Origin of the sequence: Pseudarthrobacter sp. J47 (genome assembly GCF_049810315.1) — a bacterium.
In the GTDB taxonomy this organism is placed as follows: domain Bacteria; phylum Actinomycetota; class Actinomycetes; order Actinomycetales; family Micrococcaceae; genus Arthrobacter.
Map to the genome: position 1 here is coordinate 1,196,495 of NZ_CP187358.1, position 22,546 is coordinate 1,219,040.

The following is a 22,546-nucleotide window of genomic DNA, read 5'->3' on the forward strand; positions in this document are numbered from 1 at the left end:
CATGGTCATCGTCCTCCCTGAAGTATGTTTTAGGGACGAGTCGAATGTCTGTCGAACCACTGAACTGGGGACGTGGGTCTACGCAGCGGTCTGTGCTGCCTTCCACCGTAGCTGTCGTCAATAACGACGGGCAGCGCTGGTCCGTCGCGGCCCGAACCGCTGAAGTCCAGGCTATCCAGCACGCACTGCGCGAACCGGGCTCGGTTGGCGTAGCGCTCACCGGGGCACGCGGTATGGGAAAGTCGTCCCTGGCCAGGATGGCCGTTGCCGGGCTGGGCCCGGATGTCCACACCGTCCAGTTCCGGAGCAACCTCGCAGGGTCACGGACACCCTACGGCTGCCTTTCATTCCTGCTGGCCCGGCTGCCGGCTGCAGCCATGGCTTCCCCAACAGCCATCCTTCAGGGCATCACGTCCCTGATCAGGCAGGATTCCGCCGGCAGGGATTGCGTGATCACGCTGGATTCCGCAGCGGACATTGACGACATGAGTGCCGGCGTCCTGCTTAACATCCTCCTGACAGGCACTGCCCGGATTGTGGCGATTGCCCCGGAAACGGGCGCGCTGCCCGCGGATTTCCATTGGCTGCTGGGCGAACGCCGCCTGACGGAAGTGCGGCTGGAAAACCTGACGGAACAGCAGACCCGCCAGGTCCTGGTGTCAATGCTGGGCCACCGGGTGGCGTCGTCCCTGGTGCGCACGTACCACTCCATGGTGGGCGGTAACCCACAGCTGCTGCGGGCGCTGGTGGCGGAGCAACTGCAGTGCGGCAACCTGGTGCTCTCTGACGCCGTGTGGACCCTGCAGGACAAAGTGGTCCTGTCCGGGGCCACCAGCCTGGAAGACATTGTGCGGTCGCGCTGGGCCAGGGAAAGGCCTGAATGCCGGGAAGTGATCGAGATGCTGGCGTGCTCCCGGCGGGTGCCGCTGGTGAAGCTGACTGACCTGTTCGGGGCGGACGTCATTGCTGACATGGAGGACGCCGGCGAGCTGACGGTAGGCACCAGCGACGCCCGGTGGGTGACGCTGCGTGCACAGTACCTGGGCGAAGTGGTCCGTTCCTGGCTCAGCATCGCCAGGCAGAGGGAACTGCGCGGCCGGCTGCTGGACGGCCGGGAACCTGTTATTTCGGCGATGTCGGCCGAAGACCTGCTGGATTTCGCGGCATGGACCCGGGAATGTGAGGCGGACCTGGAGCCCAGGCTCGCCGCTGCAGCCGCCGGTGCCGCCGTCCAGCTCTTTGACCCCCGTTTTGCTTTGTCCTGCCTGGAAGACCTTCAGCCTTCAGACCCCGAGTGGATCACGGGCCAGCGGTACAAGGCCGAAGCGTACCTGCTGCTGGACCTTCCGGACCGGGCCTGGGCCGCCCTGGAAACCATCAGCAGCAAGCAGTTGCAGGCCCTGCCCCCGGTGGAGCAGGCGCTGCTGACCGGCACCCGCTGCCGGGTCATGGCGTGGCTGCCCGAGCACGCAGGGCGGGTTCCGGAGGTTTTGCGGGAGACCCGGCTCCGGTTGGGCATTAACGACGACGGCACGTGCGGAGTGCCCTGGCCCTCACCGCTGGCGGTGGCTGCCCACCGGCTCTCGCTGAGCGGGTTCGAGTACAAGGCTTTTACAGGCGACTTCGCCAGTATGGTGCCGGACCTGGAACGGGCCGCCGATCCCCAGGTCACCACTGACCCATGGTTCCGGATGCAGGCCTCGATCATCCTGATGACGGCGCTGTCCATTACGGGACGGGAAGTGGATGCGCTGGAACTGATGCGTGCCACTGGAGGCCACCTCACCGACGTCGGACATGCCCCCGGCCTTCGGGAAAGCTACGCCCTTCACCGATTCCACGTCCTGCTGCTGGCTGGCCAGTGGCGGCGTTGCCTCGAAGTGGCCAGCCCCGGCAGCGACAGGGCAGTTTTTGTCCTTCCCCAGCACGCCGCGCTGCCCGAACTCCTGACCGGGATCTCCTACGTCTACGCGGGGCGCGGGGCCGAGGCCCTGGATCCACTGCTCTCCGCGATCGCCCAATTGGAACCGCGGCCCGGCAACCACATGCTGAGGGAGGCCTGTGCGGCCATTGCCCTGGCCTACGCCCAGCAGGGAAACGCCGTCGAATCGCGCAGCTACCTTGACAGGCTGGAGGAGTTATCCGGCCCGTGCCCGTTCACGGCACGCTGCGTCATCGAGTTCTGTTCCCTGCTGGCAGCACGCTGGCTAGGCGATCCGTCCGCCGCGGAAAAGCTGGAAGCCTCGGCCCGCGAGGACATGGCCAAAGGACGTTACACACGTGCCGGGATCAGCCTCCTGGCGGCCACCGTCAACGGCACCGACCGGCAGTTTGCCCTGATGGAAGAGGCCAGCCATCACCGGCAGGGTCCGCTGGCGGAGGTGTCGCGGCTGGTGGCTGTGGGCAGCCGGACCGGGGAGGCCAAAGTACTGCTGGAAGCGGCCGAACACGCAGCGGGGCTGGAGCTGGATGCGGTGGAAGCCAGATGCGCGGCCCTGGCATTGGATTTTGCCCGTCAGTCAGGGGACACCATGTCTGCCCGCACGGCGCAGGCCCGGCTGGACAGGGTATCCGGGCACCTGGCTGCCTTGCCCATCGTTCCCCGCAGCGGTAACCCGCTGCTTACAGGCAGGGAACGTCAGGTGGCGCGGCTTGCCCTGGGTGGTGCGTCGAACCGGGAGATCGCCGAGGAAATGGGCGTCTCCGTCCGGACGGTGGAAGGGCACCTGTACCAGGTGTTCACCAAGCTCGGCGTGACCTCACGGGGTGATCTGCCTGGACTCATTTAGGGGCGGCAAACCCGGTGACGCGGCGCGGCCGTTATGGCGCACCCTGGCCGGCAGGCGCGAGGCAATGGACCGTGCCGGTGGACTGATGGTGGGCAGGGTCCCGCAGGCAGTCTTTGTGATGGCAGGGCCGGGCATTGGAAAGTCGCTGTTCCTTGATGCCGTCACTGAGCGGCTGGCCGGCGCCAGCATCGTAGAGCGCATCCATGCAAGTCCTTCCCTCAAGCATGTTCCCTTCGGGATCCTGGCGCCGTTTACGTCGGGGCTTACGGGGGAGGAGGCCGCCTCTCCGGTGGCCGTGTTGCGCTCGGTATGGCTGCACTTCCAGCGGCTCAAGGCCGGGCGGGAGTGGCCGGTGGTCCTGGTGGTGGACGATGCCCACCACCTTGACGAATCAAGCGCCGCGATCCTCGTGGACATGGTCGCGGCGGGCTGGTCCAGCGTGATGGTGGCCGCGCGTCCGCGGCCGGGCCTGCCGCAGCCCCTGGACCAGCTGTGGTACGACGGCCTGGCCGAACGGATAGACCTCCATCCGCTGGACCGGCAGCAGCTCGCCGAGACACTCTCTGCCATGCTCGAGTCGCCGGTCCCGGCCTCACTTTCAGGCGCGTTTTGGGTGGCGACTGAGGGAAATCCGCTGCTGGTGGGCTGCCTGCTGAAGGATGCACGGACGGCCGGCGTCCTGACCAAGCGGAACGACCTCTGGCAATTGGCAGGGCCCCTGCCTGCGGACGGAACCGAACTGACCGCGCATGTGGCCCGGGAAGTGGCACGCCGGTCGCCGGAGGAACAGGAAGCGCTGCGGATCATTGCCCTTGCCGGTCCCGTGAACAGGCGTTCCGTTGAGGAGCTGTGCTCGGCGGACACAGTCCGTGAACTGATGGACCAGCACCTGGTGGTGGACAGTGGCGGCCATCCTTCCGAACTCAGCATCCGGCATCCGATTATGGGGGAGGCCATCCGGCGGCAGGTCAACGTGTCCAGGAGCCTGCATTTACGCCAGAAACTTCATCAGGTGCCAGGCCTGGTGGTGGCCAGCGAGGGCGGACACCTGCGGCATGTGGAGTGGGCCCTTGAATGCGGTCAGGCTGTGGAGGATGCCGATCTCCTGCGCGCCGCCCTCATCGCTTTGCGCTCCCACCGGAGCACCAGCGCCGTGCGGCTGGCCGGCCGGATCGCCACGGGCAGCCAGGCGCCCCTGGCCCGCGCAGTTTCAGCCAGGGCGAGGTTCAACATGGGCGACTATTCAGCTGCCCGCACATTGTTGGAACATGCCTGGACGGGCCTGCCGGACACCGATGCTGTGGCTGCTGCCATGTTGCGCGCAGCGGCGTGCATGGCAAGCGGCGTACTGCTGGAGGACGTCCTGGCGACTGGCGCGGATCTCCCGGCAGGTGTTGATCCTTCCCAGGGCCGGGTTATGGAGCTGGTCTCAACCGTGGGCCCCCGGGCCCTCTCGGATGAACCGGTCTGTGGCGTGCTGGAAGAGGCTTTCCTTGCCGAAGATCTGGCGGACCGCGGGCAGCTGCACGCTGCATTGAAGCACGTGGTCAATGCTGCCGCTGCCGCGCCCACCGTTGACAACACCTTGTTCTTCTTTGAAGAGTTTGTGCTCTTCCGCGCAGTCTGCGTTTATCTGGGCATGGGAGAGTGGACGGCCGTGGAACGGGAGCTGGGAGGCTACGGGGACCGTCATGGCGGTGTCCCCGGGATCTTTGAAGGTACCATGGAGACGCTCCGCGGCTACTCGTGCATCCGGCAGGGAAAGGTAGAGCAGGCCGTCGGAATACTGTTTCCCGCAGTGGAGCTGCTGCGGCAGTCGGATCCGCTGCAGTTATGCCGGTTTTCGACGTCGCTGGCGTTCTACGCCGCGGCGCGGCTGGGAGACAAGGCACAGGCCCGCCGACTGGCAGCGGACCTGAAATCGGTCACCCATATAGACCGTCCTGGAACCGGTCTCAGGGCAACGGCCTACATCCATGCCGGCAATGAACTCCTTGAACGTGACGGGAAAGGCCTCGCCGCCCTTCGCGAACACGTCACCCGTCCGGAGGTCTCTTCACGTCCGGCCGTTGTGCTCGAATGCCTGCTCCTGGGCACTGAGCTGGGGGAGGACACGCTGATGGAAGCGATCCACCAGGCAGCGGCAGGGATGGATGGCAGGTGGGCAGAAGCCGTTGCCGGCCTTGCCTCGCGATGGCGGGGAGACGATCCCGCCGCGCTGCTCGAAGAGGCCAACAGCCTGGTGACTGCCGGTTTTGTGAACCTCGCCCGGGCAGCCTACCAGCGGGCAGGCGCCCTGCTGCACAACGCGGACGACGCCCGGCGCTTCCGCCAGGCGGTCAGCCTGCGGGAGAAGTGCGATGACCTGCTGGGCCTGAAGTCCCGGGACGGCACCACCGCCCAGGCGCCAGGCATCCGCCTGACCCGGCGCGAGCGGGATATTGCCGAACTTGCTGCGCAGGGGCTCTCGGACAAAGACATTGCGCAGCGCCTCATGGTTTCCGTCCGCACGGTTGAGGGCCACCTGTACCGTACGTACGTCAAGCTTGGCGTGCGCAGCCGCGAAGAGCTTGCCCCGGTTCTGCCGCGGAACGCCGGCTAAAACCAAGTACCGCAGGTCTGCCGCCCGCAAAAAACAAGTACCGGGTACTCGTGCCGTACAGGCTTCCGCCGGGAAGACTGGAGGGGCACCGGATGGACCGCCCGACGTGGGCTGCATATCCGTAAGCGGACCCGTCCGGGACCACAGGTTGCCCGGAACATGAGCCACCCGGCCTTTTAGCGGACCGGGTACTGGACGGGGCCGGCGGCGTCAGAGTCTTCTGAGACCGAGACTCTCCCCCCAGCCGCCGCCGGCCCCCTTAAAGCCCGCAAGGTCCCGACGGCGGTGCTGCCGCTGCGTTGCCGTGGGACAATTGAGTGTCTTCCAACGGCACCAAGGAGTTCGTTTTGGCCCTCGTTACCACCCCTGCCACGCTGGCGCACGCAACCATTGATCTTGATGATGCGGAGGTGCTGCGCATCCGGAACGATTTTCCGGTGCTGCAGCAGGAGGTGAACGGCCAGCCGCTGGTCTACCTGGATTCCGGCGCCACCTCACAGAATCCCATCAGCGTGATGGAAGCCGAGCAGGAGTTTTACGAACAGCGCAACGCAGCCGTGCACCGGGGTGCGCACCACCTGGCGGTTGAAGCAACGGATGCCTTCGAAGATGCCCGGCAGACCATCGCGGACTTTATGTCAGCCGGCTACGAGGAAACCGTGTGGACCTCCAACGCCACCGAAGGCCTGAACCTGATCTCCTACGCCCTGTCCAATGCCGGGCTCTGGGCCGCGCAGGGAAGGGGAGAACCGGGCCTTGCCGGTCTCGCCGTCGGCCCCGGAGACCAGATCGTGGTCACGGAAATGGAGCACCACGCCAACCTCATCCCCTGGCAGGAACTCGCTTTCCGCACGGGCGCCACGCTCCGCTACATCCCGGTGGATGACGCCGGCCACCTGCTGATGGACGAGGCAGCCCGGATCGTGGGGCCGCGGACCAAGGTCCTGGCCTTTACCCATGCCTCCAACGTGCTGGGCACCATCAACCCCGTGGCCGAACTGGTGGCGCTGGCCCGCAGCGTGGGCGCCCTCGCCGTCCTGGACGCCTGCCAGTCCGCGCCGCACCTGCCCCTGGACGTCAAGGCACTGGACGTGGATTTTGCTGTTTTCTCCGGCCACAAAATGCTGGCGCCCACGGGTATCGGCGTGCTGTACGGCAAGCAGGAGCACCTTGATATCCTGCCGCCGTTCCTCACCGGTGGTTCCATGATCACCACTGTCACTATGGAACGCGCCGAATACCTCCCCGCCCCGCAGCGCTTCGAGGCCGGGACCCAGCGGATTTCGCAGGCCGTGGCGCTCGCGGCGGCCGCCAACTACCTCAACGAAACCGGCCTGGACCGCATCCACCGGTGGGAGGCCCAGTTGGGCCAGCGTATGGTCGCAGGGCTCCAGGACATCCCGGGCATCCGCGTTTTGGGCCCGGAGGCGGGCCAGGACAGGATCGGACTGGCCGCGTTTGACGTCGACGGCGTCCACGCCCATGACGTCGGGCAGTTCCTGGATTCCCGGGGCATCGCCGTCCGGGTTGGCCACCATTGCGCACAGCCGCTGCACCGCCGCTTTGGGCTGACTGCCACCACGCGTGCCAGTGCGTACCTCTACAACACCACTGCCGACGTCGACGCTTTCCTGGATGCCGTTTCCGGCGTCCGATCCTACTTCCGTGTGTAAGGACCTTGTATGAGCAGCCTGGACCAGCTTTACCAGCAGATAATCCTCGACCACGCCAAAGCCAGGCATGGCAGCGGCCTGGCCGATACGGACGTTCCCGAGGGCACGTCCAGTGGGCAGTCGCACCAGCTGAACCCGGTGTGCGGGGATGAGGTGACGCTGCGCGTGGCCGTGAAGGACGGAGCCGTTTCCCAGATTTCCTGGGATGGCGCCGGGTGTTCCATTTCCATGGCCTCGGCGTCGGTCCTCAGCGACCTGGCGGAAGGAATGAGCGTTGAGGAGCTCAGGGGAGTGATCGGGACCTTCCGGGACGTCCTGAGGTCCCGCGGAAAGATTGCTGCCGATCCCGAGGTGCTGGGTGACGCCGCGGCCTTCGAAGGGGTGGCCCGCTATGCGGCCCGGGTCAAGTGCGCCATGATCTCGTGGGTCGCCGCAGAGGACGCGCTCAACCAAGCCACCTAATCCCCAACTGACTGGCATTTAACGCACCGAAAACGCGTTTTGGGAGCGTTAAATGCCAGCCAGTTGGGGTGGGGGTCAGAAGAGGCCCATCACTCCAATGGCCAGCACCGCAGCAGCGAGGACCATGGAAACGCTGACCAGCACCAGGTGCACGGTGAGGAATTTCGTGGCCTTGCCGCCAGCGTCGCGTGCGCGGGGATCCTTCATGACCCGGCGCAGGAACTGCGGCCACACAAACAGGGACCACAGCCCGGCCAGGATCAGGACAACGGCGGGAAAGACGGGAATGGTCACGGCCTAGTGGCTTTCGAGCCAGGCCTGGGCCTGCTGGGCCTGGATCTTCAACGCTTTGCCCACCATGGGCTCGGCGGCATCGGCGATCTTCGCGCCAAGGAACGGCACCGAGGACGTGACAGTGCCCTCGAGTTCCACCCGGGTGGAAGCGCCGTCGGCAACCAACCGCTGGACGGCGTTGACGTCCAGCGGGGCGCCGGAGATCTTGAGGTTGATGCTGCTTTCGCGTGATCCGTCAGCGGCCGGGGCGCTCCACTTCTCCACCTGGGTGACCGTCAGGTTTTCGCCGACGAACTTGCGGGCGATATCCGGCAGGCGGGTGGTGGGCAGCGTGCGAATGGAAGTGGTGCTGAATGCGCCGGTCAGATCGCCGTCAACAATAAAGGACTCGAGCGTTCCGCCCACGTGCGCACTGACGTGGCTCTGGAATTCTTCATTCGCCAGGACAGCTGTTACCTGGTCGACGGGGAAGGGAAGGGTAGTTGATGCGCTCAGTGCCACAGGGCCTCCAGGATAGGCATGCGGGATCGCATGCGGTCGGTTTGGTTCCCCAACATCCTACGGTGTGGCCCTGAACGCGGGGATGTCAGGGGAAGGGGTTAGGCTGGAAGTACCTGGTATCCGCTGCGGATTCCGGGCTTTCGTGTTGCCTGCCAGGCCAAATTCACCACAGGAGCCACAGCCATGAGCCTCTCCGGGCCCGCATCTTCCGTTCCATCCCTGGACGGCCTGCGCCGAGTCCTCGCCGCAGACGGCACCTTTGCCCGCGTGCGTGCAGAGGCCGCCCGCGGATTCGACGTCCGCGGCCAGGATTACCAGATCAGCGCGCCGCAGGGCCTCCGCGCTGCACTGCTGGCGGAAATGGCTGACGGCCTGCAGGACGGCGAACCCGGCGTGGTGTTGGCTGTGACGGCCACCGGCCGCGAAGCCGAGGACCTGACCGCTGCCCTGCGCGCCTACCTGCCAGCCGGTACGGTGGCGGAGTTCCCCAGCTGGGAGACCCTTCCGCACGAGCGCCTGTCGCCGCGGTCGGACACCGTGGGCCGGCGGCTGGCGGTCCTGCGCCGGCTGGCACACCCGGAAAGCCCGACGGCGGCCGGTCCGGACGGTGCCACGGGCCCGCTGCGCGTGGTGGTTGCCCCGGTCCGGGCAGTGGTCCAGCCGATCGTCGCCGGCCTGGGTGACCTGGAGCCTGTCACGTTGCGGACCGGCCAGGACGTGCCGTTCTCGGACGTCGTCCGCAGCCTTGCCGATGCCGCCTATGCCCGCGTGGACATGGTGACCCACCGTGGCGAGTTCGCCGTCCGCGGCGGCATTATCGACGTTTTCCCGCCCACCGAGGACCACCCCATCCGCGTCGAGTTCTTCGGCGACGAAGTGGACCAGCTGCGTTGGTTCGCCGTCGCTGACCAGCGCTCGCTGTCCGCGCCGGGCATCGTCCATCCCACGGAGCTGCACGCCCCGCCGTGCCGCGAGCTGCTGATCACCCCGTCCGTGATGTCCCGGGCCGCTTCCCTGCAGTCCCAGTTGCCTGCGGCGGCGGACATGCTGACCAAGATCGCCGGCGGCATCGCCGTGGAGGGCATGGAGTCGCTGGCTCCCGTGCTGGTGGACGCCATGGTGCCGTTGGTGGACCAGCTTCCGTCCGGATCCATCGCCGTCGTCATCGAGCCGGAAAAGGTGCGCACCCGCGCGCACGATCTCTCCGCCACCAATGAGGAATTCCTGGAGGCCGCATGGTCAACAGCGTCCGACGGCGGGACGGCACCACTGGACCTCTCCACCGATTTGGGGTCCCAGGCCTCAGCCGCGCTGCACTCCGCAAGCTTCCGCACCCTTGGAGACACCCGGAGCGCTGCCCTGGAACACGGCGTTTCCTGGTGGTCCATCACCAGCCTGGCCAGCGACGAGGAACTGCTGCCGGAAATCGACGTGCTGAACCTGCAGGCCCGCGAACCGCGCGGCTACCAGGGCGATGTGGCGGAAATGATGGAGTTCATTGGGTCCCATGTGCGGGACCAGTGGCGGATTGTGGTGGCCACGGAAGGCCCCGGCCCGGCACAGCGGCTGGCCGAGCTCTTCCACGACGCCAACATTCCCTGCGCCCGGGTGGATGCGCTCACGGAGGAACCACAGCCGGGCATCATCGAGGTGACCACAGCCGCCGTCGGACGCGGTTTTGTGATGGAAAGCCTGAAGACCGGGCTGCTTACCGAGGCTGATCTCCTGGGGCGCACATCGGCCGGGTCCACCAAGGACATGCGCAAGATGCCGTCCAAGCGGCGCAACGCCGTGGATCCGCTGCAGCTGGTGGCGGGGGACCACGTGGTGCACGAGCAGCACGGTATTGGCCGGTTTGTGGAGCTGATCCAGAGGAAGGTGGCAGGAGGCGGGGACGGCGTCCGGGAGTACCTGGTGCTGGAGTACGCGCCGTCCAAGCGTGGAGCTCCGGGGGACAGGCTTTTTGTGCCCACCGACCAGCTGGACCAGGTGACCCGTTACGTTGGTGGCGACACCCCGGTGCTCAGCAAGATGGGCGGCGCGGACTGGGCCAGCACCAAGTCCAAGGCCCGCAAGGCCGTCAAGGAAATCGCCGGCGAACTGATCAGGCTCTATTCGGCACGCATGGCCTCAAGGGGCTACGCGTTCGGCCCGGATACCCCGTGGCAGCGCGAGCTCGAAGAGGCCTTCCCCTATGTTGAGACCCCTGACCAGCTGACCACCATCAACGAGGTCAAGGCGGACATGGAGCGGGAAATCCCCATGGACCGCCTGGTGTCCGGCGACGTCGGTTACGGCAAGACCGAGATTGCGGTGCGGGCGGCGTTCAAGGCGGTGCAGGACGGCAAGCAGGTGGCCGTCCTGGTGCCCACCACGCTCCTGGCCCAGCAGCACTACGAAACCTTCACCGAGCGGTTCTCCGGCTTCCCGCTGCGGGTCAAGCCGTTGTCCCGCTTCCAGAGCAGCAAGGAAGCGAAGGAAACGGCAGAGGGCGTCAAGACCGGATCGGTCGACGTCGTCATCGGCACCCACCGCCTGTTGTCCAAGGACTTCGAGTTCAAGGACCTGGGCCTGGTGATTGTTGATGAGGAACAGCGCTTTGGTGTGGAGCACAAGGAAGCGCTGAAGAAGATGCGCACCAACGTCGATGTGCTGGCCATGAGTGCCACGCCCATCCCGCGCACCCTGGAAATGTCCCTCACCGGCATCCGCGAAACCTCCACCCTGGCCACCCCGCCGGAGGAGCGCCACCCGGTCCTGACGTACGTTGGCCCGTACACGGACAAGCAGACCTCGGCGGCCATCCGCCGCGAGCTGATGCGCGAGGGCCAGGTGTTCCTGGTGCACAACCGGGTTTCCACCATTGAGCGGACGGCAGCAAAGATCCGCGAGCTGGTCCCGGAGGCCCGGGTGGAAGTTGCCCATGGCCAGATGTCCGAAAGCCGTCTGGAACAGATCATCGTGGACTTCTGGGAGAAGCGCTTCGACGTCCTGGTCTGCACCACCATTATCGAAACCGGCCTGGACATCTCCAACGCGAACACCCTGATTGTGGACGGCGCCGACAAGTACGGCCTCTCCCAGCTGCACCAGTTGCGCGGCCGTGTGGGCCGTGGCCGCGAACGCGCCTACGCCTACTTCCTGTACCCGTCGGAAAAGCCGCTGGGCGAGGTGGCGCTGGAACGGCTCAAGGCCGTCGCAACGCATAACGAGCTCGGCGCGGGTATGCAGCTGGCCATGAAGGACCTCGAAATCCGCGGCGCCGGCAACCTGCTGGGCGGCGAACAGTCCGGCCACATCCAGGGCGTCGGCTTTGACCTGTACATCAGGCTGGTGGGCGAAGCCGTGGCCGAATACCGTGGCGACGCCGAGGAAAAGGCAGCCGAAATGAAGATCGAGCTGCCGGTCAACGCGCACCTGCCGCATGACTACGTGCCCGGCGAGCGGCTCCGGCTGGAGGCCTACCGCAAGCTGGCCTCCGCGCTGACCGTCGAAGCGATCGAAGAGGTCCGTTCCGAACTTGTGGACCGGTACGGCGAGCCGCCGCTTCCGGTACAGAACCTCCTGGCCGTGGCGCTCTTCCGGGTTGCTGCCCGCGAAGCCGGCCTGTCCGACGTCGCACTGCAGGGAAACTTCATCCGTTTCTCGCCCGCACAGCTGCCTGAGTCCAAGGTCATGCGGCTGAACCGGATGTACCCCGGTGCGCAGGTGAAGCCTGCGCTGGATGCCGTCCTGGTACCCAAACCCAAGACGGCCAGGGTAGGTGGCCGCGACCTCCAGGACGCCGAGATCCTGGAATGGGCCAACAACGTTATAGCCAACATCTTCAGCGACGCCCAGGCCCCGGCCGCTGCCGCCTCCGGCGCGAAGTCCGAGCCCTAGGCCGTGATGGGGGGAAACCACGCCGCGTCAGGAGCCGCGGCGTGGGTTGCTGTTGCCTCAACGGGGCCGTACACGCTGGGCTGGTACCCGCTGGATGCCACCGGAATCGTAATTGGGGCGATGGCCACCGCCGGGACGGCGCTGGTCTGCGACTGGGACCACCGCTCCAGCACCATCGCCCATTCGCTGCCGCCGCTGTCCAACGTGATAGCGGTGGGCATCGAGAACATCAGCGGCGGGCACCGCCAGGGAACGCACTCCATCCTGGGCGCAGCGGGGTTCGTCCTGCTGGCTGCCATGGCAGGCCAGTTCCAGCTGCAGACCCGCTGGGGGCTGTTGTCCGTGGGCGCCGGGCTGCTGTGCATGTTCATGATCAACATTGCGGCCAAGGCGTTGAAGCTGTTTCCGAAATCAGGGTGGATCAGCAACTGGGTCTTTGCCCTCCTGATGGCCGGACTGGTGACCTGGTACGCGCCCGACCAGTGGACCTGGCTGCCGCTTTCCATGCTGATCGGCGTGGCAGTGCATATTGTGGGAGACCTCATCACCACCGGCGGGGTTCCACTGCTGTGGCCGATCGTCATCAAGCCGCCGCGCCTGTTCCGGAAGGTGCCGTTGCTGCGCCAGGTGTGGCGCCCCAACGGCGCACTGTCCCTGCCGCTCCTGGGCCGCGCCGGTTCACGGCGGGAATGGCTGCTGCTGATCCCCGTCAGCGCCTATGCAATGGTGGGCATGACCATGGCCGGCTGGGACATCGCCACGGCGCTGGCCCCCGACTGGACGTTGATCTGGACCCGCCTGGGACTCTAGGCAACACATTGCAGGCAACAAAAACGGGAGGCACCAAAAACGGGAGGCACCGGGCGGATTGCCCGGTGCCTCCCGTTTAGGGGGAATCTTTTAGTGCTCGCCCGCGGAGTCGGAGCGGCCCATGATGGTCTGCGGAATCCAGAAGGCCAGGAACACCAGCACCAGGGATGCGCCCATCGGCCAGATGGTGTCAAGGGTCAGGAACCCCAGCACGTAGATGCTGGCCAGGAACAGGACCATCATGATCACGAAGGACACAACGGTGGGAACCAGCCGGTTCTCGTTCTCAGGCGTCTGGACAGTGTTGTTCTGGGACATGCTTTCCTCCTTGGCCCCGCGGGGCTCAAACTGTGGCCGGCCGGCTGCTGTCAGTATCCGGATGTACCTTGTTCACCCTTGACGATTGCAATACCGGAGCTGGCGCCAATACGTGTTGCACCTGCAGCAATCATAGCCTGAGCGTCCGCCAGGGACCGCACTCCGCCGGATGCCTTGACGCCGATTTCCGACCCCACGGTGCGGCGCATCAGGGCGATGTCTTCGGCGGTGGCGCCGCCGCCGTTGAAACCGGTGGAGGTCTTGACGAAGTCCGCACCCGCTTCCACGGCTGCCTCGCAGGCCAGGACTTTTTGCTCATCGGTCAGGAGCGAGGTTTCGATGATGACCTTGAGGATGGCGTTGCTCAAATGGACGGCCTCGGCAACGGCGGAGATATCGTCCACCAGGGCGCCCTTGTCGTTGGCGCGCGCAGCCGCGATGTTGATGACCATGTCCACCTCGTCGGCACCGTCCAGGACGGCGCCGCGGGCCTCGAAGGTCTTGACGTCCGTGGGTGTGGCTCCGAGGGGAAAGCCCACCACCGAGCAGGTCAGGACGCCGCTGCCGCGCAGGGCGTTCTTGACGGTCTTGACCCAGATCGGGTTGACGCAGACGGACTTGAAGGAATACGCAGCTGCCTCTTCACAGACCTTGAGGATGTCAGCCTCGCTGGCCTCCGGCTTGAGGAGCGTGTGGTCGATGTAGGAGGCGATGTCCGCCGTCGTTCCCGGGTTGGTCATGGCTTCCATCTTGCCATAGCGGTATGCGCCGGGAAGCCAGCGCAGGAGCTCAGGCGGCCGCCTGGGCGTCCGACCTGAACGGCTGTGCCGGGACGGCGCCCATCAGCTGGGCCGCACACGCTCCCGCGGCGGAATCAGCGGCAACCAGCAGGCCCAGCCGGACGCCGTCGAACGCCGCTGCATCGCCAATGGCCCAGATTCCCGGCACCGATGTGCGGAAGTCGTGGCTGATCACAATGCCGCCGTCGCGGGCCGTTTCCAGGCCGGCTTCTGCCGCGAGGGAATCGTGGGGCAGGCGGTCCTCGGCCAGGACTACGAGGTCGCCCAGCATGGTGCTGCCGTCGTCAAAGCGGATGCCCGCAGCTTCCAGCGGTGAACCTGCCAGGGAGGGAACGACGGCGGCCGGCCGGGCCGTGGTGCGTACGGGACGGACGCCGCGCGCCCGCAGTACGGCCTCCGCCTGTCCTGCTGCCGCTCCGGTGCCTACGAGGATTCCCAGCGGTCGCCTGCCCAGGATCCGGGTGGCTTCCTTGACGGCATCGCTGACGGCCGTGGCGTCGTCGATGGTGGAGTAGTGCAGCCCGCGCGATGCTCCCTCAATCGGGGCGTGCACGGGAGCGGAACCGGTGGCGATCACCAGCTGGTCGTAGCCGATTTCCAGCCCGCCTTCGGTTGTCACGCGGCGGGCGGCGGGATCGATGTGCGTTGCCGGCTGGCCGAACCGGACCGAAACCTGGGGGAGCGCGGCCAGTTCCAGCAGCGCCTCCGGAGCGTCATCCCGGTTGCTGAGGACCGTGATGCTGCCGCGAAACTCTGCCCGGTCCAGCTGGCCCACCAGGGCCTGGGCGGCGGGACCCGCTCCGGCAATGACGATCGACGTGGGATTTGAGGGACCGGTGGGTGCTGGGATGGACATGTTTGGCCCTTTCGCTGGTGCCGCCACGGTGTGGCGTGGAACGTGATGGTTCCAGCGTAGGGACAGTGCTTTTCAGCGGTGTTTCCCGGGTGTTGCCGCTGTGATGGGCCGTGTTCGCCAGTATTTACCGGCTGGTAACACTGGGCGTGACGCAGCTCTCAAACAGCCCTAGACACGCAGCCTGTACCCCCGTTTGACCACTGTTTCCACCAGTTTGCCGTCCGGCAGCGAGGAGCGCAGCCGGCTGACGGTCATGTCCAGTGCGTGCACGGAACCGCGCAGCTCCAGCAGTTCGGAGAGCGATTCGCGGGACAGCACGGAACCGCCGGCACCCAGCAGGGCACGCAGGAGGAGCAGCGGCGCGGGGGCGAGCTCCACCGGTTCACCATCAATCCGCAGGCTCCGGCCACGCAGCTCGATGTTTCCGGACCGGGTATCCAGGCGGCGGACGTGGTTCAGGGCAAGGTGCTCACACACCAGGCGGATCAGCGCGCCCATCCGGAACCTCTCCGGGATCAGGGGCTTGATGCCGACGTCGAGCAGCGGCTGGGCGGTGACGGGACCCACGACGGCGGTGGTGACGGTGGTCTTCAGGCTCTCGATCAGCTGCTGGTAGAGGCCCATCTCATGGGCTGTGCTCCACAGGGCGTCCACGGCCGGTGCGCTGGTAAAGGTCAGCACGTCCAGGCTGCCGTTGCACACTGCCTCAATGAGCCGGGGAAGCCGGTCCTCGCCGTCGGGCTTGACCCACCGGTACGGCGTGACGGTCAGGACGTTTGCGCCTGACATCCGCAGCCGCTCCAGCTGCCTGACGTCCGTATAGCCGTGCAGCTGGACAGCGACAGTCTTGCCCCGGACCCCCTCAGCCAGCAGCATGTCCACCAGCGTTGCGGTGGTCTCGTCGCTGCTGATTCCGACGTCGGCAAGGCCGGCCGCGCGGACGGCACCGCGGGCTTTGGGGCCGCGGACGAACATCCGGGTGGCGCCCAGGGTTTCGAGGAGTTCCTCGCCGATTCCGAAGGTGTCAGCGGCCTCGCACCAGCGGCGCATTCCGTACGCGGTGGTGGCGATGCAGATGTCCGGCCGGGCCGCGATGATTGCCTTGGTGTCCTCGATGAGGCTTACGTCCTCCTGCACAGGGGCGATCTTCAGCGCGGGGGCGTGCAGTACTTCGGCGCCGCGGCGTTCCAGCGCCTCAATCAGGTCCCTGGAGCGCCGGTGCGACGTCACGCCGATCCGGAAGCCTTCGAGCGGCGCGTCCGCAGGCTCCAGCGCGGCATCGGGCGTCGTACCGGAAGGCGAGGCTGCGGGGGAACCGGCTGTGGGCTCGAGGGGGGCTACGGCGTTCATTGGGTCCAATCTTTTCACGCGCCGAGCAGGGAAGCGGCGAGCCTGTCTAAGTCGGCGGAGGTTTCGGCGTGGCTGCGGTTGGCCTCGGCCACCCGGACCACCTCGCCGATCACCAGGACGGCGGGGTTTGAGCAGGCAGCCGCGGCGGAAGTGATGGTGCCCAGGTTGGCGATGGTGGTGCGCTGCCCCGGACGGTAGCCGCGTTCCACCACGGCCATGGGCATGTCATCGCGCATCCCGGCCTTCCGCAGGCCGGCTGCCAGCTGGTGCAAGGTGCCGATGCCCATCAGCACCACGATGGTCCCGCCCAGGCCGGCAAGGTGGTGGAGTTCGTCCTTGCTGAGCGGGGCGTGGCCGGAGACCACCGTGAACATGTGGCTGACTTCGCGGTGGGTCACAGGGATGCCGGCGGCGGCTGGCACCGAGATGGCGCTCGTGACACCGGAAATAACCCGGACCTTGACGCCGGCAGCCACGCAGGCTGCCACTTCCTCGCCGCCCCTGCCGAAGACGTAGGGATCGCCGCCCTTGAGGCGGACCACGTTGTTTCCGGCCAGCGCCGATTCCACCATCAGCTTTTCGATGTCCGCCTGGCCAACCTTGTGGTGGCCGGGACGCTTGCCCACATCGATGAGTTCCGCCGTCGTCAGCGTTGGCAGCGCCTGGTACGGGGCCAGCCGGTCGTAGAAGACGACGTCGGCATCGCGCAGGGCGTCGACGGCGGCCACGGTCAGCAGATCCGCGGTACCCGGCCCGCCGCCTACCAGCGTGACGTGTCCGGCGGCTCCGGCCGCAGGCTCCACGGAAACCGGAATGCCTGCCGAGCGGCAACGCTCCAGCAGTGCCTCCCAGCCGGGCTGGCCGTCGTCGACGGCGGCAACCAGGAACGGGCGCTCGGGCAAGGGACCGTCGTGCTCGCCGCCGTTCGGGACGGTCAGGCGGTAGACGGCCGCGCCGGCAGCCTCGTAGCGGCGCACGGCCTGGCGGGCGGCCTGTTCGGATCCGGTGACCAGGACGTCGCGGCCGGTGAGATCAATGCTGAGCTGCATGCCTATACCTCGTTTTCGCTGCTGGAACGTACGGGAATGGAAGCTCCGATCAGGACCTTTCCCTTTTCCTCGGCCGTGGCCGGGCGCATCTGGCCGCGCTCGTCGGAGACGAAGGTGATGGAGTCGTCCTTCTGGTCCGGGGCGTTGACGAAGGAGCGGAACCGGCGCAGGCGCTCGGGATCCTTCAGGGTGTCCGCCCACTCATCGATGTAGGTGTCCACGTGCTTGGCCATGGCGGCTTCGAGTTCGTCGGCAATGCCCAGGGTGTCCTTGACCACCACGTCCTCAACGTGCTTGATGCCGCCGTCGAGCTCTTCCTGCCAGCGGGCGGTGCGCTGCAGCCGGTCCGCGGTGCGGATGTAGTACATGAAGTAGCGGTCGATGTACTTGATAAGCGTCTCGTCATCCAGGTCCTTGGCCAGCAGCTGGGCGTGCGCCGGGGTGGCACCGCCGTTGCCGCCCACGTACAGGTTCCAGCCGTCAGCGGTGGCGATCACGCCCACGTCCTTGCCACGGGCTTCGGCGCACTCGCGGGCGCAGCCGGAGACACCCATCTTGAGCTTGTGCGGGCTCCGCAGGCCGCGGTAGCGCAGTTCGAGGTTGATGGCCATGGCCACCGAGTCCTGCACGCCGTAACGGCACCAGGTGGAGCCGACGCATGATTTCACCGTGCGGAGGCTCTTGCCGTAGGCCTGGCCGGATTCGAAGCCGGCGTCCACCAGTTCCTTCCAGATCTCGGGCAGCTGCTCCAGCCGGGCACCGAACATGTCGATGCGCTGGCCGCCGGTGATCTTGGTGTACAGGTTGTACTTCTCGGCGACGGCGGCAATGACGCCGAGCTTCTTCGGGGTGATTTCGCCGCCGGCAATCCGCGGGACCACCGAGTAGGTGCCGTCCTTCTGCATGTTGGCCAGGGCGCGGTCGTTGGTGTCCTGCAGGGTGCCGCGGCCGGCGTCCAGCACGTAGGCGCTGTTCTGGCTGGCCAGGATGTTGGCGATGGTGGGCTTGCAGATGTCGCAGCCGTGGCCGGTGCCGTACTTGGCCATGATGTCTTCGAAGGAGGTGAGCTCCAGGACGCGGATGGCATCGAACAGTTCCTGGCGGGACAGCGCGATGTGCTCGCACAGGGCCTTGGAAACCTCGACGCCGGACTTGGTGAGCTCCGTTTCGAGCAGCTTCTTCAGCATCGGGACACAGGAGCCGCAGCTGGTGCCGGCCCTGGTGCAGCCCTTGAGTTCACCGAGTTCCTGGACGGGAGCGTTGCCCTCGCAGGCACCGCAGCCGTTGACGGCGTCGCGGATGGTGCCGGCGGTGACGTTGTTGCAGGAGCAGAGCGTGGCGTCGTCCGGGAGTTCGGTGTCCGGAGCGTCTCCGCCGCCGGCTGCCGTGAGGTAGGCGCCGGGTTCCGCGGACAGCTCGCGGCCCAGCAGGGGGCGCAGGCTGGTGTACGGTGCGGCGTCGCCGACGAAGATTCCGCCCAGGAGGGTCTTGGCATCGTCCGTGGTGACGATCTTCTGGTACACGCCGCGGGCGGGGTCCGCGTAGACAATTTCGAGGGCGTGTTCGGTCTTGGCGAAGGCGTCACCAAAGCTGGCAACGTCGACGCCGGACAGCTTTAGCTTGGTGGCGGTGTCAAAACCGGGGAACGTGGCGTCGCCGCCGTTGAGCCGGTCGGCAACAATTTCCGCCATGGTGTTTGCGGGGGCAACCAGGCCAAGGCACATGCCGCCGAAGTTGGCCACCTCGCCGATGGCCCAGATGTTGGGTACTTCGGTGGCGCAGTAGTCGTTGATGACCACACCGCCGCGCTGGCCCAGGCTGAACAGCTGCTCTTCGCCTTCTGCGGCGCGGAACAGCTCGTCGCGGGGGCGGACGCCGATGGCGACGATCACCAGGTCCGCGTCAATGATGCGGCCGTCGGCCATCAGGACGCCGGTTACCTGGCCGTCGTCGTCGGAGAGCACCTCGGAGGGAAATACACCGCCGTGGACTTCGAAGCCCTTTGCCTTGATCAGGCGGCCCATGGCCTGCCCTGCGCCCTCATCCAGCTGGGTGGCCATCAGCCACTGGGAACCGTCGATCACGATCGGGTTGGCGCCCAGCTGCTCGGTGCCGGCGGCCGACTCCAGCCCCAGCAGGCCACCACCGATGGTGACGGCGTTGACCTTGCGGCCCAGTTTCTCCTTGAGTCCGGCGATGGCTTCGTTGATGGCCCAGACGTCTTCGAGCGTGCGGTAGACGTGGGTGTGCTCGGCGCCGGGGATGGGCAGGCGGGCGGCGTTGGAACCGGTGGCCACCACCAGCTCGTCGTATTCGAAGGTGTTGCCGGCGGCGGTTTCCACAGTCTTGGACCCGGCGTTGATCTTGACGACGCGCTCGCCGGTCTTCAGCTCAAGCGAGGGGTGGTCCCACATGGAAGCCGCACCAAGGGTCAGGTCCACGTCCTTTTCGGTGAGCGCCTTGCTCAGTGCCACGCGGTCGTAGGGCAGGTGCGCTTCTTCGGTGAGGACCGTGACATGCCAGCCGTCGAGGCCTCGGGCATGCATTGCGTCGGCAAAGCGGTGGGCCGCCGGGCCTCCGCCGGCGACGACGATGCGGCGCGGAGTCTCTGTGCTTGAAATCTGTTCGGTCACGGTGGGCCTTTCGCAACGGCTGCTGCAGGTGCGCGGCAGCCTTCTCTGTACGAGCTTGTGCATTCAGCCTAGGGAGGCGCAGTTTCGCTTCAGTTTCCCAATTGTTTCGTCAACTTAACTTCTGCATCACAAACGCATTTCCGGCCGCGTGAGGTGTCTTTTACGCAATGGACACATTTGCCGCACCGCCCTGAAACACCCGGTCCCTACCGTGGTGGTACGGCCTGACAGTGGCCTTAGCAGACATTCAGCCAGCACCACCCGCAGGGAAGGAGCCGTTATGACGGCAACACTGGAACACGAGGAACTGACCAACGCAGCCACGGGTTGGCAGCGCGTGTGCACCGTAGCTGACCTCGAGCCCGCATGGGGCGAGGCCGCCCTGGTGGAGGGCCGCCAGGTTGCCCTGTTCCGTATGGTTTCCGGAGGCTCGGAAGACGTTTACGCGGTGGACCAGCGCTGCCCGGCCACCGGCGCACACGTTATGGCGCGCGGAATCCTTGGCTCGCGCGGCGAACGGCCCACCATTGCCTCGCCGCTGCACAAAGAGGTCTACGACCTCCGGACCGGCGAATGCTTCAGCTCGCCGGAGCTGCGCCTGGCAACGTACCCCACACGGATCGTGGACGGCTTCATCGAGATCGCCGTCTAAACACCAGCCCTACAGGCCCAGGGCCTCGCGCACATCACTGAGCACCGCGTCCAGCGATGCCCTGGCGCCGAGCCGGACTGCCGGCAACTCGGCAGCCGATTCCACGCCCTGGATGACTTCCAGGTAGCACTTGAGCTTTGGCTCCGTGCCGCTGGGCCGGATGATCACGCGGGTCATGTCCCGCGTGATGTAGAGCAGCCCGTCCGTGGGCGGAAGGTCCTCGCTGCCCTCGGCCAGGTCCACCGAAACCTCCACGGCGGAGCCGCCAAAGGACTCCGGCGGGCTGACCCGCAGGCGGTTCATCATGGCATCCAGCAGGCCCAGGTCCGCTACCCGGATGCTGAGCTGGTCGCTCGCGTGCAGGCCGTGGACCAGGTACAGCGCGTCAAGGGTATCGAACACAGTCCGGCCCTCGGCCTTGGCTGCCGCCGCCAGCTCCGCAATCAGCACGGCCGCTGAGATGCCGTCCTTGTCCCGCACCAGCTCCGGCGCCACGCAGTAGCCCAGCGCTTCCTCGTAGCCGTAGAGCAGGCCGGGGACCCGGGAAATCCACTTGAAGCCCGTGAGTGTTTCCTGGTGGGCAATGCCCGCGTTCGCGGCCACCCGGGCCAGCAGGCGGGACGAAACGATGGAGTTGGCGAAAACCCCGGCTGCTGCTTCGCCGGTGGACTCAGAATCGCCAGGCGTCCCGGAATCTCCGGCAGCGCCGAGCCGGGCGACAATGTGCGCACCCAGGAGCGCGCCCACCTCGTCGCCGCGCAGCATCCGCCACTCGCCGGTATCCGGGTCCTTGGCCGCCACGGCCGCGCGGTCGGCATCGGGATCGTTGGCCAGCACAATGTCCGCCTCTACCCGCTCTGCCTCGGCAAGGGCAAGGTCCAGCGCGCCGGGCTCCTCCGGATTGGGGAAGCTGACGGTGGGAAAATCGGGGTCCGGCTGGGCCTGTTCGCTCACCAGGGTGACATCCTTGAAACCTGCTGCGGCCAGCGTGGCCACCGCCGTTTCGCCGCCCACGCCATGCATGGGGGTCAGCACGATGCGCAGGTCCCGGGACGGGAAGGCCGCGGGCATGGCCAGGCCCGCCATGGAACGCCGGTAATCGTCTGCGATCGATGGCTCCAGGATGGTCCAGCCCCCTTCCGCAAGCTGGATCGAGTCGAGGCTGCCCACGGCGTCAATCCTCGCCGCGATCCGCTCGTCATAGGGCGCGACGATCTGCGCTCCCCGGCCGTTCTCCTCCACAGCGTGCCGGCCCAGGTACACCTTGTAGCCGTTGTCCTGCGGAGGGTTGTGGCTGGCTGTGACCATCACGCCGCCGTCGCACTCCAGTTCCCGTACTGCAAAGGCCAGCAGGGGAGTAGGCAGCGCCGCGGGCATCAGGAACGTCTCGATGCCTGCGGCGGTGAAGATCGCGGCAGTTTCCGCGGCGAAAGTATCCGAGTTGTACCGGGCGTCATAGCCGACGACGGCGCGCGGCCGGGTGCCGGGGGACGCTAGGGCAACGGCGTCAACCAGGAAAGCCGCGAGCCCGGCGGCGGCCCGGCGCACCACCACACGGTTCATCCGGTTGGGTCCGGGGCCAAGTGCTGCGCGTAGGCCCGCCGTGCCGAACTGCAGGGTGCCGTTGAAGCTGTCGGCGAGTTCCTGCGCGGCGGCCGGTTCACCACGCTCCGCCCGGGGGATGAGGTCAAGCAGTTCGGCGGCCGTCTGCGGGTCCGGATCCTGGGCAGCCCACTGGCGGGCTGCGCCGATCAAGAGTGAATCGGCGTCGGAAGAAGTCATGGGACCACGCTATCGTCGTTGGGCACAGGCGGTTGCCCGGACATGGCCGGGCAACCATATTGTGATGTCCGTCTGCTGCTCTGAAGTGAAAAG

At 66.7% G+C, this 22,546-nt stretch carries 16 protein-coding genes; 7 read left to right on the top strand and 9 right to left on the bottom strand.

Annotation, left to right across the window (positions count from 1 at the left end; genetic code table 11):
• The first annotated feature begins 44 nt into the window (after positions 1-44).
• The 4 genes from ACPJW8_RS05445 to sufU all read left to right on the top strand — a co-directional run bounded on the left by ACPJW8_RS05445 (position 45) and on the right by sufU (position 7,526).
• Positions 45-2,789: a helix-turn-helix transcriptional regulator gene (locus ACPJW8_RS05445; protein WP_330186798.1), complete on the top strand. Its 2,745-nt coding sequence runs from the start codon at positions 45-47 to the stop codon at positions 2,787-2,789.
• 64 nt (positions 2,790-2,853) lie between these two features.
• Positions 2,854-5,391, top strand: coding sequence for a LuxR C-terminal-related transcriptional regulator (locus ACPJW8_RS05450; RefSeq protein ID WP_330186799.1), 2,538 nt, complete (start codon positions 2,854-2,856; stop codon positions 5,389-5,391).
• Between the two features lie 347 nt (positions 5,392-5,738).
• A complete protein-coding gene (locus tag ACPJW8_RS05455) occupies positions 5,739-7,064 on the top strand; it encodes a SufS family cysteine desulfurase (protein ID WP_330186800.1) in 1,326 nt (441 codons plus the stop codon).
• Between the two features lie 9 nt (positions 7,065-7,073).
• On the top strand, positions 7,074-7,526 hold the full coding sequence (gene sufU / locus ACPJW8_RS05460; RefSeq protein WP_330186801.1) for a Fe-S cluster assembly sulfur transfer protein SufU: 453 nt from the start codon (positions 7,074-7,076) through the stop codon (positions 7,524-7,526).
• A gap of 75 nt (positions 7,527-7,601) precedes the next feature.
• Here the strand turns inward: sufU and ACPJW8_RS05465 are convergent, their stop codons facing one another.
• Positions 7,602-7,820 (bottom strand): SCO4848 family membrane protein, encoded by a 219-nt coding sequence (locus ACPJW8_RS05465; RefSeq protein WP_330186802.1) that lies wholly within the window; start codon positions 7,818-7,820, stop codon positions 7,602-7,604.
• A gap of 3 nt (positions 7,821-7,823) precedes the next feature.
• Positions 7,824-8,321: a DUF2505 domain-containing protein gene (locus ACPJW8_RS05470; RefSeq protein ID WP_330186803.1), complete on the bottom strand. Its 498-nt coding sequence runs from the start codon at positions 8,319-8,321 to the stop codon at positions 7,824-7,826.
• 183 nt (positions 8,322-8,504) lie between these two features.
• Between ACPJW8_RS05470 and mfd the strand changes: the two genes are divergently transcribed.
• Positions 8,505-12,203 (top strand): transcription-repair coupling factor, encoded by a 3,699-nt coding sequence (gene mfd, locus ACPJW8_RS05475; RefSeq protein ID WP_330186804.1) that lies wholly within the window; start codon positions 8,505-8,507, stop codon positions 12,201-12,203.
• Positions 12,204-12,209: 6 nt separating this feature from the next.
• Positions 12,210-13,013, top strand: a complete 804-nt coding sequence (locus ACPJW8_RS05480; protein WP_330186805.1) for a metal-dependent hydrolase — start codon at positions 12,210-12,212, stop codon at positions 13,011-13,013.
• A 90-nt stretch (positions 13,014-13,103) separates the two neighbouring features.
• Here the strand turns inward: ACPJW8_RS05480 and ACPJW8_RS05485 are convergent, their stop codons facing one another.
• The 6 genes from ACPJW8_RS05485 to nirB form a co-directional block, all read right to left on the bottom strand.
• A complete protein-coding gene (locus ACPJW8_RS05485; RefSeq protein WP_330186806.1) occupies positions 13,104-13,331 on the bottom strand; it encodes a hypothetical protein in 228 nt (75 codons plus the stop codon).
• A gap of 50 nt (positions 13,332-13,381) precedes the next feature.
• Positions 13,382-14,071, bottom strand: a complete 690-nt coding sequence (deoC, locus tag ACPJW8_RS05490) for a deoxyribose-phosphate aldolase (protein WP_330186807.1) — start codon at positions 14,069-14,071, stop codon at positions 13,382-13,384.
• Between the two features lie 49 nt (positions 14,072-14,120).
• Positions 14,121-14,987, bottom strand: coding sequence for an FAD-dependent oxidoreductase (locus ACPJW8_RS05495; RefSeq protein ID WP_330186808.1), 867 nt, complete (start codon positions 14,985-14,987; stop codon positions 14,121-14,123).
• A gap of 168 nt (positions 14,988-15,155) precedes the next feature.
• Positions 15,156-16,337: a uroporphyrinogen-III synthase gene (locus tag ACPJW8_RS05500; RefSeq protein ID WP_330186809.1), complete on the bottom strand. Its 1,182-nt coding sequence runs from the start codon at positions 16,335-16,337 to the stop codon at positions 15,156-15,158.
• A gap of 14 nt (positions 16,338-16,351) precedes the next feature.
• Positions 16,352-17,386 carry a uroporphyrinogen-III C-methyltransferase gene (gene cobA / locus ACPJW8_RS05505; RefSeq protein WP_330186810.1) on the bottom strand — a complete coding sequence of 345 codons (1,035 nt, stop codon included), beginning with the start codon at positions 17,384-17,386 and terminating at the stop codon, positions 16,352-16,354.
• A 2-nt stretch (positions 17,387-17,388) separates the two neighbouring features.
• Positions 17,389-20,019 (bottom strand): nitrite reductase large subunit NirB, encoded by a 2,631-nt coding sequence (gene nirB, locus ACPJW8_RS05510; RefSeq protein WP_330186811.1) that lies wholly within the window; start codon positions 20,017-20,019, stop codon positions 17,389-17,391.
• A gap of 280 nt (positions 20,020-20,299) precedes the next feature.
• Here nirB and nirD point away from each other — a divergent pair, with 280 nt between their 5' ends.
• Positions 20,300-20,671 carry a nitrite reductase small subunit NirD gene (gene nirD / locus ACPJW8_RS05515; RefSeq protein ID WP_330186812.1) on the top strand — a complete coding sequence of 124 codons (372 nt, stop codon included), beginning with the start codon at positions 20,300-20,302 and terminating at the stop codon, positions 20,669-20,671.
• A 9-nt stretch (positions 20,672-20,680) separates the two neighbouring features.
• Here the strand turns inward: nirD and ACPJW8_RS05520 are convergent, their stop codons facing one another.
• The gene (locus tag ACPJW8_RS05520) at positions 20,681-22,453 is read right to left on the bottom strand and encodes a phospho-sugar mutase (protein WP_330186813.1); all 1,773 of its coding nucleotides are present in this window, start codon (positions 22,451-22,453) and stop codon (positions 20,681-20,683) included.
• Positions 22,454-22,546 lie beyond the last annotated feature (93 nt).

Bases quoted from the DNA above. Each gene is read 5' to 3' on its own strand.
- ACPJW8_RS05445 (WP_330186798.1), top strand. From the start codon at position 45: ATGTCTGTCGAACCACTGAACTGGGGACGTGGGTCTACGCAGCGGTCT.
- ACPJW8_RS05450 (WP_330186799.1), top strand. From the start codon at position 2,854: ATGGACCGTGCCGGTGGACTGATGGTGGGCAGGGTCCCGCAGGCAGTC.
- sufU (WP_330186801.1), top strand. From the start codon at position 7,074: ATGAGCAGCCTGGACCAGCTTTACCAGCAGATAATCCTCGACCACGCC.
- mfd (WP_330186804.1), top strand. From the start codon at position 8,505: ATGAGCCTCTCCGGGCCCGCATCTTCCGTTCCATCCCTGGACGGCCTG.
- ACPJW8_RS05480 (WP_330186805.1), top strand. From the start codon at position 12,210: ATGGGGGGAAACCACGCCGCGTCAGGAGCCGCGGCGTGGGTTGCTGTT.
- ACPJW8_RS05485 (WP_330186806.1), bottom strand. From the start codon at position 13,331: ATGTCCCAGAACAACACTGTCCAGACGCCTGAGAACGAGAACCGGCTG.
- deoC (WP_330186807.1), bottom strand. From the start codon at position 14,071: ATGACCAACCCGGGAACGACGGCGGACATCGCCTCCTACATCGACCAC.
- ACPJW8_RS05495 (WP_330186808.1), bottom strand. From the start codon at position 14,987: ATGTCCATCCCAGCACCCACCGGTCCCTCAAATCCCACGTCGATCGTC.
- ACPJW8_RS05500 (WP_330186809.1), bottom strand. From the start codon at position 16,337: ATGAACGCCGTAGCCCCCCTCGAGCCCACAGCCGGTTCCCCCGCAGCC.
- cobA (WP_330186810.1), bottom strand. From the start codon at position 17,386: ATGCAGCTCAGCATTGATCTCACCGGCCGCGACGTCCTGGTCACCGGA.
- nirD (WP_330186812.1), top strand. From the start codon at position 20,300: ATGACGGCAACACTGGAACACGAGGAACTGACCAACGCAGCCACGGGT.
- ACPJW8_RS05520 (WP_330186813.1), bottom strand. From the start codon at position 22,453: ATGACTTCTTCCGACGCCGATTCACTCTTGATCGGCGCAGCCCGCCAG.